General features: G+C 28.6%; 9 protein-coding genes. 7 read left to right on the top strand and 2 right to left on the bottom strand.

Annotation, left to right across the window (positions count from 1 at the left end):
• Nucleotides 1-51: 51 nt before the first annotated feature.
• Entirely contained in the window at nt 52-2,202 is a 2,151-nt protein-coding gene (locus FNW38_RS15155; protein WP_144064992.1) for a CHAT domain-containing protein, read from the top strand.
• A 10-nt stretch (nt 2,203-2,212) separates the two neighbouring features.
• Nucleotides 2,213-5,896, top strand: coding sequence for a CHAT domain-containing protein (locus FNW38_RS15160; protein WP_143387471.1), 3,684 nt, complete (start codon nt 2,213-2,215; stop codon nt 5,894-5,896).
• On the opposite strand, the gene FNW38_RS15165 is transcribed toward FNW38_RS15160, so the two are convergent.
• A complete protein-coding gene (locus tag FNW38_RS15165) occupies nt 5,866-6,816 on the bottom strand; it encodes a hypothetical protein (RefSeq protein ID WP_143387470.1) in 951 nt (316 codons plus the stop codon). The two genes, FNW38_RS15160 and FNW38_RS15165, sit on opposite strands and share 31 nt — an antisense overlap.
• Before the next feature lie 483 nt (nt 6,817-7,299).
• Here FNW38_RS15165 and FNW38_RS15170 point away from each other — a divergent pair, with 483 nt between their 5' ends.
• The 5 genes from FNW38_RS15170 to FNW38_RS15190 all read left to right on the top strand — a co-directional run bounded on the left by FNW38_RS15170 (nt 7,300) and on the right by FNW38_RS15190 (nt 12,156).
• Nucleotides 7,300-7,743, top strand: a complete 444-nt coding sequence (locus FNW38_RS15170; RefSeq protein WP_143387469.1) for a hypothetical protein — start codon at nt 7,300-7,302, stop codon at nt 7,741-7,743.
• A gap of 135 nt (nt 7,744-7,878) precedes the next feature.
• Entirely contained in the window at nt 7,879-8,640 is a 762-nt protein-coding gene (locus tag FNW38_RS15175) for a hypothetical protein (protein WP_143387468.1), read from the top strand.
• Between the two features lie 76 nt (nt 8,641-8,716).
• On the top strand, nt 8,717-10,552 hold the full coding sequence (locus FNW38_RS15180) for a tetratricopeptide repeat protein (RefSeq protein ID WP_143387467.1): 1,836 nt from the start codon (nt 8,717-8,719) through the stop codon (nt 10,550-10,552).
• A gap of 221 nt (nt 10,553-10,773) precedes the next feature.
• Nucleotides 10,774-11,160 (top strand): hypothetical protein, encoded by a 387-nt coding sequence (locus tag FNW38_RS15185; protein ID WP_143387466.1) that lies wholly within the window; start codon nt 10,774-10,776, stop codon nt 11,158-11,160.
• Nucleotides 11,161-11,166: 6 nt separating this feature from the next.
• Entirely contained in the window at nt 11,167-12,156 is a 990-nt protein-coding gene (locus FNW38_RS15190) for a hypothetical protein (protein WP_143387465.1), read from the top strand.
• A gap of 299 nt (nt 12,157-12,455) precedes the next feature.
• Here FNW38_RS15190 and FNW38_RS15195 read toward each other — a convergent pair whose 3' ends face one another.
• The gene (locus tag FNW38_RS15195) at nt 12,456-13,085 is read right to left on the bottom strand and encodes a hypothetical protein (protein ID WP_143387464.1); all 630 of its coding nucleotides are present in this window, start codon (nt 13,083-13,085) and stop codon (nt 12,456-12,458) included.
• Between the last annotated feature and the right edge of the window lie 10 nt (nt 13,086-13,095).

A 13,095-nucleotide genomic window follows, 5' to 3' on the forward strand; every position in this document is an offset into this window, starting at 1 on the left:
CTATTGAAGAATTTAACAATCAAATTAATTACAAAAATGTAGCTTAACTTAATGTGCAGTTTTCATTTGCATATCCATTTTTATCTTAACAATAAAAATTATATTAAGGCTAATGAATTTGCAAATATTATTATTTATACAACTAATGATAAACAAGATTTGATTGAACATTATGTTGAAGCTATCGATTTGTTAAGTGAAATTTGTTCTGGACAAAAAAAATATGATTTAGCAATTTATAAATCTAAAGAGTCATTAAATATTAAAAAAATACAATTTGGAGAAGTAAGTAAAGAAGTTGCTAAAACCTACGGAATACTTGGGGATATATATTTATATAAAAAAGACTTTAAAGAAGCTGAAAAATATTTATTGAGCGAATATGAAATAATTAAATTTTTATATGGTAAAGATGACCCAAGATATTATGGCAATCTGTTTCGATTAGCATCTTTTTATTATGACTATTCAAAACCAAATATAGCATCAAATTACTGCATAGAAATAAATCAACTATTTATCACACATTTAAAAAACAGGATATCTTTTTATTCTAATAAAGAATTAAAATTTTATATTGAAAATGAATTTTACTTTCGATATTTAATTTTTAGTTTTTTAAATAAATATCCGAATAGTTTTAAGGATTTGACTATAACAACATTTGAGAATGAGTCATTGATTAAAAATTTTTCTTTAAAAAATAATAAATCTTTCGCTAAAGAAATTAATAGTGATGAAACACTCAAACCTTACCTATTAAATTTAAAAAACAAAAAAAATGAATTACAAACTTATAATATAAGTAATAATCTAAAATCAAAAGAGCAAAAAAATCAAATTGAAAATCAAATTGAATTAATTGAAAAAAACATATCTAAATTAACTTATAATAATAAATTAAAGAATTTATTTGAAAAGAATTCATATAATGATATTTCAATAAAATTGAAAGAAAATGAAGTAATCATAGATTTAATATCGTTTTATTATTTTGATACTAACGATGGAAGTGAGAGTCAACCATTTTATAGTGTATTTTTAATAAAAAACAATAATGTTTCTCCACTTTACATCCCTTTATTCAAGGAAAAACAACTGGAATTCTTATTGGCTAAATCTAAAAATGAAAAAGAAAGTACTCATATAGACAAACAATATACTGAGAAAGCGATTAGCGATTTGTTTTTTAAACCTTTGGTAAAAGAACTAGAAAATGTAACTACTATTTATTTATCGCCATCGGGTTTAGGAAATCAAATTGATTTTGCCGCATTGTCTGTTTCGGAAACACAAACTTTAGGTGAAAAATATAAAGTACATATTTTGGGTTCCACAGCCGAAATTATCAATTATAAAGAAGCCGGTTTAGACAAGAAAAGCAAACTCGAGTTGCTTTTGTATGGCGATATCGATTATGATAAAAGCGAAGGGTTGAATACCCTTGTAAATGCTACTTTAGAAAATAATAGCGACACAGAATTTGCAGGACTTGCAACCCGCAGCGGAATTACAAAATGGAACTATTTGACAGGAACTAAAAAAGAAGTTGAACAAATAAAGAGTAATAGCCAGCAGAATGGTTTTGTATCTACTATCATCAATGGTCGTGAAGCCACAGAGGAAAGCATTAAGCAATTGGATGGAAGAACAATGCCTTTTGTTTTGCACCTAGCTACACACGGTTTTTTCTTTCCTGATCCAAAAACGGAACTTCCGGAAAATAAACCGAAATTATTTGAAGATAATAAGTCGCATTCTACTCGTGCGATGGTTTATAAAGTCTCAGAAGATCCTATGATGCGTTCCGGATTATTATTTGCAGGAGCCAACAACTATTGGGGAAAACCAACAGACAACTTAACTACTGACGATGGTATTTTGACCTCAAATGAAATTTCCAATTTGGATTTGAGTGCGTGTCAATTGGTCGTACTAAGTGCTTGTGATACCGGCTTGGGAGATATCAATGGCAGCGAAGGTGTTTTTGGTTTACAGCGTGCTTTTAAAATGGCAGGGGTTAAGAACATTATTATGAGTTTATGGAAAGTTCCTGATGAACAAACTTCTGAATTGTTTGATGTTTTTTATAGTGAATGTTTTTCAGGTAAAACCATTCACGAAGCTTTTCAAATAGCGCAAGCTAAAATGAAAGCGAAATATTCGCCTTATTATTGGGCAGGGTTTGTGTTGTTGGAGTAAAAATATTTTTATGAAAAAAATCACTGGATTTATACTATTCATTATTTATTTTCCTTTTGCTGTTTATTCGCAACAATGGCATCAGTATTCCGATTCTATAATATCAAGTATTCGTAAAAATGATTTGGAAAAAGCATCTCGTTTTATAGAATTAGCAGATATTGATCTCGAGAAATCTAATGTGATAAAAGATACTATTTATGCTGATTACTTATACCGAAAAGGTATTGCCAACTATTTTCAGTCACAATATTCATTAGATTTTTTTAAAGGAGCATTAGCTATTTGGGATGTTTCCACTAAGAAAAATTACTCTAAAGTAATGAATATACACTACTTTATAGGAGAAAATTATAGAGCCGAATTGAATAATGATTTGGCAATTAAATCTTATGAGAAGTGTTATGAGATTAATAAAAAATATCATTTGCCAAAAAGATATAACTTTTCAGATGCAATTTATTATTTAGCTTTTTTTGATTTTAAATATAAGAACTATAGTAATGCAAAAAAATATGCTGAAGAATATATTGAATATAATAATGAAACCGGCATAAACCAATTTAACTTTAAGTACGCAAGTGCTTTCGAATATAAGAATGATTTAAAAGGACAAGAAGAGGTATTGTTGCAATTCTTAACAACTTATAATCAAAAAAAATTAAACAATCCCATTCTTTTATTTAGAATAAATTATGAGTTGTTTCTGTATTACAATCAAACTAATAAATTAAAAGAGACTATTAATTACGGAGAGAAAGCTTACGAAATTTATCAAAAAGAAAATTTAAACAGTCAAGAAGATTTGAAATTGATAATTCTAATATTGATTTCTAGATACGGTGAATTGGGAGATAATATTAATCACGATAAGTATGAAAGGTTACAGTATTCATATTTTCCAGAAGATGAAGAAAATGATTATTATTCAGAATTAGATCGATTAATGAAAGCAGGTGATTTTGATGCTTTTAAGATTAAGTTTAATGAATATGAAGGGTTATTAATTTCAAAAAGAAATTATGATGACCTCTTGGATATTTACACTTTATCTATAACACTTTTTGAGCAAAATGCTTTATTTAAAAAGGGGGATATAGTTAAGCAAATTGAATTGATTCAAAAAAACAAGAGTTCATTATCTGCTGAAAATAAATTGTATTTTGATATGCTTCTTGCAGAGTTTTTTGTAATGACTAATGATTACACCGAAGCACTCAAAATTTGCAATATGCATTTAAACGAAAAGGATGTTAATCTAAGACTGCTTTTTTATAAATATAAAAGCATCTGCGAAATGAGTTTAGCAAATGGAGACGCTAAAAAAACGGCATATAAAACACTTGAGATCGCTAATAGTATTTACGCTGGAAATGACCCCCAGTTATTACCGTATTTGTCTTTGATATTAACGGTTGATGTTATGGGAGAAGATACGAATACCACTAAAATTGCCTCTAAATCATTACAAATTCTGTATGATAATAAACTAGAACATACAGAAGTTGCTATTGGTATTTGGCATTCTTTAGGGAATACTGCATTTAATAAAAAAAATCTCAAAGATGCAAGGGTTTATTACGAAATGGCTTTACAGATTTTAGAGTCTACGAAGTTGATTTCAAACTCAATTTATTATTATTCGTCTCTATTGCAATTAGCTAATGTTAATATGTTAGAAAATAATTTCGAGAAATCTTTAGAATATTCTAATAAAGTAAAATTATTTTTAGATAATAATACGCAGATTCCTCAATTAGCTTATGGAGACTATTATGATCATTTAGGGCATTATTATTTTTATCAAGATAAATTTGTAGAAGCCAAGATAAATTATGAAAAAAGTTTTGCTATTTATGGTAAAAATATCAGCAACATTAGAAAGATAAATTATATTTTGTGTGATTATTTTATTGATGATGATGTAGACAAAACCATACTTTCTCTAGAAAAGTATCAAAAAGAGAATAAGGGAAGTGTTAGAGTTTTAAAAATAATATATTTATTAAAATTTAATTCCGGCGACTTGATAGCGTCAAGAAATATTCTTGTGAGCCAGTTGAAAACTTTAATTTCAGATAACAATCAATATTTTCATTTGTTGAGTGATAATGAAAAAGAAATTTTATACAAAGGATTTTCAGATCAATTTGAATTTTTGAACACCCATTTATTGTCTAATGATCCATCTTTCTTGAAAGAGTACATCAATTTTAGGTTTTATAGTAAATCGTTGTTGTTTTCAAATGCATTTAAAGTTAATGATGATGAAGTGGTGAAAAATCAAGAACTGTATTCGGAATTGAAGAGTAACACCATTCTGATAAATAAGACCAATGAAAGTAAGGAAGATGATTTGAAAGGACTTGAAGACTTAAAGATTCGGAATAGAGAAATAGAGAAATTTTTATCAGCTAAAAATGCACCTTTAATTGTGCCTACTTTAAAAGATTTAAATCTTAAACTTAAAGTAAATGAGGCTTATGTAGAAATTATTAGAATTAACAAACAATCCAGAAGCGCCACAAAGAAAGGGATTGATATTGTAAATCAATTTACGGATTCAATCTATTATGGAGCTATTGTAATAAAGAAAAATACAACACCAAAATTTATAGTTTTAGACGATACTAATTTGTTGGAAAGCAACTATTTTCCTGATTTTCAAAATCACATTCAAGGTAAAAATAAATTAGAAAAGGATGCTGTTAGCTATCATTTGTTGTTTGAAAAAATTGATCATGAACTAAGTACCATTGATAAAATATATTTAGTAACCGACGGGGTTTATAATTCCATAAATGTAGAATCCATTTATAATCCCAATAATCAAAAATATATTTTAGATTATCTGAAAGTTCAATTGATACAAAATGTTAAAAGGATAACAGATCAAAAGGAATTTGATAACACTACAAATTTAAGAGCGGCACTGTTCGGAAATCCGGACTTTGACATAGCTTCCAATTCTACTAAAGTGAATGATCCTATATTAGAAAGGGATGTTAATATGACACTGCTTTCGGAATTAAAAACGAAGCAAAAGATTGGGTATTTGCTAGGAACAGAAAAGGAAATTCAGTCGGTCAACGCTATCTTAAAAGAGGCCAATTGGTCAGTAGATTTATATTCTATGAGTAATGCAAGTGAAGACAATATAAAGAAGCTTAATTCTCCAGATATCTTGCATATTGCGACTCATGGTTTCTTTAATAAAAACTCTGAAACTGATAAAAAGGGGATTAACATATCCAATTTAATTAACGATAATTCTAGTGACAATTCCTATTTGAAATCAGGTTTATTGCTTGCGGGTGCTCAAAACACTTTGAATGAAGAGTCTCTTGACAGCTCCAATAATGGAATACTATCAGCGGAAGAAGCCAAAGGATTGGACTTAAAAAAAACCGAATTAGTTGTTTTAAGTGCTTGTGAAACTGGATTGGGAGATAATTTGGTAGGCGAAGGAGTGATTGGTTTACAACGTGCCTTTATGATTGCTGGAGCTAAAAGTGTTATTATGAGTTTGTGGAAAGTTGATGATGCTTCAGCCCAAAAATTAATGGCTTTATTCTATACTAATTGGATCAAAAATAAAATGAGTAAAAGCGATGCTTTTTATGCTGCTAAACTTGAGATGAAGAAAATGTATCCTCAGCCCTATTACTGGGCAGGATTTGTGCTGTTGGAGTAAATTTTATTCTTTTCTAATATACTACGTTCTTTACATTTGGAGCAGCATTTTAAGCCAAAGTCTTCTAATGAAGCTTTATCAAAGTCCTTATTTTCATATTTATAGGTCCATTTGAAATATTGGAGTAGTAACTGCATTAATTCAAATTTTAATGCTCTGTATTTTTTCCAGAAAAGCAATAAGTTTTCATAACCAAAATTAGTCATAAAGTTTTCAGAGAAATGCTCGTTAATGCTCTTACGAATTACAGATTCATTTTTATTTGACAGAAAATCAAGATTAGCTAATTTTCTGTGAACTTCACATTGAAGCATATTCTCTCTTGTTTTAATTAAATGGGATATGCTTTCGTTAAAATTATTAATATCAAAAGATTCTTCACTTTCAATGGTTCCTGAATTATCAAAAAGACGAATTAGCTCATAGTTTTCGTTTAGTTTGGATATGCCAAAACGATTTGGAAAATAAGAATTGTATCGAAATATGATTGCTGTTTGATCGATTTCACCATTCTCAAAACGAGTTTTAAAATTATTTTCTTTAAACCATTCCCGATAAGCTGAAACAGAATCACTTCCCAATTCTTTAATCTCTTGGGGTATATTGAAATTAATGAAATCCTTTTTTAGTAATTCACAATCAGAATATAAATGAAATGACAATTTACCGAGATTTTCAAAAACATAAGAATAGGTATCTTGTTTTGCAGGAATTTTTTGAAAGTGTTTAACCCCATATTCATTTTCATTCTGAAGAATGTTTTTCACATTAAATAAATATCTTATTTCTAATTTATTAAAGAAATAAAACACTTTTGGGTTATTGTAAATGTGCTGTAAAAACAAGTCCATTGTTATTTCATCTTTAATATTTAAAGTAGAACAAAGTTTTTTATATGTATAGTTGGTTACAAAAGCCATAATTGCAATATATTAATCGGTTTTAACTATTCCTCTTTACTATTAATATCTGAATGAGTAAAAAGGTAACCCTGCAAAAAAATATTTTTTTAGAGGGTTACCTTAAACCTTATTTTATATAAATGAGTATAATCAATAAAATTAATTTTATGGGACAAATTCTTAAAGCAAACTGCAATTGTTGCGGATTTACAAAAAACGTAAGTTTTGGAGGCAACAGATCGAATTTTAAAGAGGTATGTATGTTGCCAGCAGTGGATATGAAAAAAGGTGAATTGCTTAGCCTAAATTATTATCAGAAAAACGAAAACGAGGACATTGTATTTTACAATGTAAAAAAACTTCACAGTGATTTTTGTAATCAAAATAGAATACACAGGAACTTTGATACAGTAATTTATATGGAGGGCAATTATTGTCCTATTTGCAAGACTTACGAGCTAGATTTTCAAACTTATCTTATGACCGATTAAATATTCAACTATGGAAATTATACACCCTATAACCGGAAGAAAATTATCGATTGAATCATTTCATTTTGACTCTTACGCAAGTTTAGTATATGGTTCCCCCAATTTAAGAATTAATATTGGGATTATTGAACGTGCGACCTATCCAACCAATTGGGGGAAGGAAAGAGCTTTTAAGAAAATTATTTCTAATGAAGATTTTATACAAAAAGAACTATCCAACACTGTTTATTGTGCTTGTTTTGTTAGTGATGCTCTAGACAATCAACATTGTGGTTCTTCACTTATCATTTTATGGTATGATGATGAACCAGGAATCAGGACTATTAAAGAAGTTCTATTACCTGTATTAGGAAAAATAGACTGGGAAAAGGATGCTCAAGACTTTGATTATAATAGCGCGAATGAAAGACTATGTTACTTTCAAGATATATTTTATACAATTTCAAGGTTTTAAATTGTTACTTGATACTAATGAATTATTACAGTAGGAATATTTGCTTGTATTTAAAAACAGAGAAACAACAACAGAGAGGCTTAAACTGATTAAAATAATCCAAAAAAACTTAAAAAAACTTAAAAATAAAACTTTATGAAAAAACTATTATTATTTATTGGCTTAGGAATATTAGCACTTAATTCCTGTTCAAAAGACAACACAGAAACAGCAATATCAATTAACAAAAGACCAATAATCCGGAATAAAAACGGTGTTATTTTTACGTACACTTATGATGGCAATAAAATTATTCAGTGTGAAAACAATTGGGGAGATAAATGGGTTTATACATACACTGGCGATTTGATTACCAAAGAAGACAATTACAACTACAATGTTCTTAGACGTAGTTACGAACATACTTATGAAAACAATAAAATTGCGACATCGATTGTAAAAGATTACGATATACCATTACTATTTAAATCAAAATCTGTCTATACCTATACTTCAGATACCAGTGTAATGCGACAAATTTATTCGTATGTAAATAATGGCTATGTAACGAATACTTGGCAAAAGTCTAGTTTGGTAAAATACACCCTTATTGACGGCCATATTACTATAGAGGAAATTTTAAAAACAGATGGAACATCCAATTCCACTACTGTTTATGAGTACGACAGTAAAAATAATGTTTTTAAAAATGTTTTAGGATTTGATAAATTAATTTACAAAACAGACGTATCTGATGATACAAAACATAACACTATAAACAACATAACGAGATACTACTATGCACCTACCTACAGAGAATTGAGTTTTACATTTAATTACGATACTGATAATTATCCAATATCAAAGACTTGGTATAATGGTAATGGAATAAGTACAGAAACTTATACTTATCAATAAAACCTACTTTTGAAGATTGGTAATCCCCAGACCTTACTTTTTAAAAATTAAAACAAACAGACATAAGCCACGCGAAATGCAAAATCCAAATTCTCTTTTCAATCAAGCCTTTTACTTAATGAACAGTAATAATATAGAAAATAACAATGAAGATTATTCCAGTTTAATTCATACTAATCCAGATTTCAACAAAAACAGAAGGTTTTCTTTCCGGGCAAATAATGACGATTACAAAAGCGCCATCGTTTTGTTTGAGCAGTTTATTTCCATTAAACCCAATTGCAAATTTGCTCATAATTATTCTGGAGTTGCCAAGGTAAATATAAAAGATTATCAAGGTGCTATTGCAGATTTTACAAAGGTAATCTCCATTGACCCAAAATATGCGAATGCGTATCACAATAGAGCTCACATCCGGTTTATTCAAGAAGAATATGAAGAAGCAATAATAGATAGTTCAAAAGCTATTGCATTGAACAAAAACAATGGTGATTTTTATGAAATTAGAGGTACTTCAAAAAACAACTTAAAAGATTTTAAAGCAGCCATAAGAGATTTTACAAAGTGTATAGAACTAAAACCTAATAATTATAGAGTCTATCGATTAAGAGCTTTTGCTTATTATGAATTGAAAAATTACGAAAAAGCAATCGAAGATTTCAATACAGTATATGACTATGACTATGAAAATTTCAGAGCTTACTTGTCAAGAGGGAAATCTTATTTTAAGTTAAAAAACTACAAGAATGCTATAGCAGATTTAGCCATAGTGGTTGCCGAAGATTCAAGCATAGAAAGTATTAATAAAATGCTAAAAGAAGCAAAAATCCAACTATACATAGAAGAACAAACGCTTTTAGAAGCGGGAATGTCTTCGAAAAAACCATTGATTATTGAGGCTATCGCTACAATGAATAATTCTCTATTAGAAGTGCTATTGGATGACTATAAAACATATCAAGATGCTCCGAAAGAAATATTTATTAAAAAAATGGGAGGTATATTTGAAGAATTTAAACAAAAGGAAGATACCGAGCTGATACCGTTTAAAGGAAAATGCAACAGTAAAAATTGTGAAAATAAAGGGTGTACTGGATTTTCCTTTGTAGGCAATGTTTCAAAATCTTATCTCTGCCTAGTTTTTGAAGAAACTGAAAATAATTTTAAAGATATTTACCATTGTTACCAGTTCAAAACCGAAAAAAAAATAAAAGGGTTGAAAGAAAAGTGCTCCTTCGATATTAATCGAGATGAAGAAGCAGCCTTTAATCAATCTCCTGAATATCTATTAAAAGCCAAAGGAGCGCTAGTAGCTTTTTCTGAAATCAGCACTACTCCTCCGCAGTTGTTGGACTTTGAACAATTAAGCTATTGGGTTGATAAATATGCTATTTTGTCCGCAAAAATTGGAGAGTACGATTTTTTTCAACCCAGAATGAAATGGACTCCATTTGCTCGTTTATATTCCAATTTAAACGAAATAAAAAACTATTTAGATCTAAACTACAAGCCAATTCAAATTGCCAATAAGCAATATAAAACGCTTCAAACCGAGCAAAACTATGTTGATTGGCTAGTGAAATATTACGCTAATTTTGACCAAGTTCCCTATAATTTGCAATACAGCACTTCTCTTGATAAAGGATTCGTAAATTGTTGTTTTGATAATAAAACCACGATTCTATTTCACGGACAAGAATATATAGAAACCTATCATTTTTTAAAAAATTACGAAACTAAAAACCAAGAATTGCTTAAAAAATATTGTATTTACGATGATGAAGAATATTGGGTAAAATATAATGACAGTAGCTTTGAAGATGATATATCAAGTTTAAATTACCATCTCCAAAAAAGAGAAGCTTTGGCAAAAATTGGAATCGAAATTCCTTTATACTTAGGAGCAAAATAACCAAATAAATTATTCGGGAAAGCACTTTTGAGGTACAATATTAAAAACTATAACCTAAAATAAGAGCAAAAATTCTATTTTCTTAATTTTCAATTTTGTAATTGAAAAGGCGCTTATTATGGATCCTTAAATGTCATTTACCAAAGTCAACTAGCTAAAAGTGAAAATTAAGATTATTCTAGAAATGGTTTTGAATCAAATATTACTAAAAAATAAAAATTATGAAAAATACACTCAAATTTATATGCATTTCCATTGTTTTAATTATTGTTGCTTTAACTTTTAGAAATTGCTCCTGCGAAAGAAAAAAAACAGTTTCTAAAAAACAAGTTTCAAATAATTCAAATGCGTTAACAAACCCGCCAATCCCAGAATTAGATATTCCTTATCAAAACTTCAAAATAAATCCTAATACAAGCGTTGTTTTATATTCTAAATATGGAACTGAAATAAAAATTCCTGCAAAGGCTTTTTTGGATGAAAATGGTAATAAAATTAAAAATGAAGTTGAACTTTCTTTTCGAGAGTTTTATAATCCACTCGATTTTTACTTAGCTGGAATACCTATGAATTACGAAGAAAGTGGAATTGTAAAGGCCTTTGAATAGGCGGGTATGGTCGAATTAAATGCAAATTCAAATGGAAAACCCGTTTTTGTAAATCCAGATAATAAAATTATATTGAATTTGAATAGTTGGACGGATCAAACAACATTCAATTTATACGATTTGAATTCAAAATCAGGAAAATGGGTAGAAAGAAATAAGGACATTGTAAAAAGTACTACTATGAAAAAAGAACTGGATTCATTGCCTATTATTTCAGAGCTGCCCAGAAAGCAATCGAGTTTCTCATTCGATATTAAGGATGAAACAAAAAACAACCCTGAAATAAGTGAATATGAAAATGTATTGTTTGAGCCTGTTGATAAACTGAAATGTGGTGCGAGTGACGCAACAGACATAAAAATCAGATCACTAAAAAATGGTACATATGAACTTACATTTATTGTTAAAATTGAAAATGAAATTATCCATCAAAGTAAATGCATTTGCTATTTAGCTTTTAAAGAGGGTAAGGACTATAATAAAGCTTTGGAACAATATAAAAAAAGGTATGCTTCATTAATAAATAAGAGAAAAAAAATGAAGAAAGAAATTGAAGCAAAATGGAAAACATACAATGACATTGTCAATATCTATAGAAAAAATGATTTTAAAAAATTAAATGGAATAGATAAAGTAACGCGAACATTAGAAATAAATAATTTTGGTTTTACTAATTGTGACCGGCCAACATCTTATCCTCAAGGAAATGAAATTGAACCCATTTATACAGATGAAGATGGAAATATCATTACGATTAAGAATGTGGTTCTCGCTGAAATGGAAACAAACGCTTTATTTAGATTTGACAATGTTATTAAGTACAATCATAATAATAAAAATATGCTGTGGGGAATCACCGGTGATGGAAAATTAGCTTATTTAAAGCCCAAAGATTTTAAATTAATTGTTGATATGGCCTCAAAACAAAAGATCAAAATGCATATTTATAATGGTAAATTAGAATCTTATGAAGACGTAATGACAGTATTGTTTTGAAAACTGGTTTATGGAAAATTCAATAAAAATATTTTTTCCAATAAAAGAGAGGACTTTATGATCCTCTCTTTTATTGGAAAAAGGAGTTATCCAGTGCTCTATTTTATATATTTTAATAGAGTTACTTACATAACAACTACTCAATGTTCCAGTGATTATTGAGATTCAGAATTTATTGAGATGAAAAAGGGTGTATCTAAATTTTTTAGATTACACTACCGTCAATTCTTTAACTAATATTCGCTTATGTTATAAGTGTTTTTTAAGTAAGTAACTCTATATTTTAAAAAGTAAATGTTTTAATTCTCTAAATTTAAAATATCTAAAAAAGCTTGAAAATCGTGTAAGTGAATTAAATCATCCTCATTATCAGACAGTTGTGCTAATTGAACGAAATTAATGTGTTCATATACATTCTCACCAAAAATATCTTGCATGATAATATAAATAGCTTCTCTCCACGTTTTGGTATTGCAATGGATGTTGTAATTTTTGAGATAGACCATGATGTCAAATTTCTTGCAGCTTTCATCACAATTTAAAGGCAAAAACATAAGATCACTTGCTTTGATTGTTATGCCTTTAAAAACATAAGGGTTGTCTAATTTATCAATCATTTTTTCAATGTCTTCCATAGGTTGGATAAAAGCCACGAAAATCCATGTTCTAAGCCGTGGTGCGTTATCAATTAAATCTACCACTTGTTTGAAATATTCAGGATTCCCATTTGCTGTTATTATTAATTTGGTTTTGTCTGTTGGTTTTTTAGGAAAGCCAATGATAAAGTCAATTTCTTTGCAGTAGTAATGCAAGTGTTTGTTTAACCAAAAAAAGATGTGCTTTTGGTTTTTTGGAGTTTCGTTGAGAATGTTTTTGATGGTTTGATTGTTGTCTTGGAACCAGTTCCAGAAGGTGTTGATTGCTCTCATTTTAATTTAG

Source organism: Flavobacterium gawalongense, assembly GCF_007097265.1.
GTDB lineage: Bacteria > Bacteroidota > Bacteroidia > Flavobacteriales > Flavobacteriaceae > Flavobacterium > Flavobacterium gawalongense.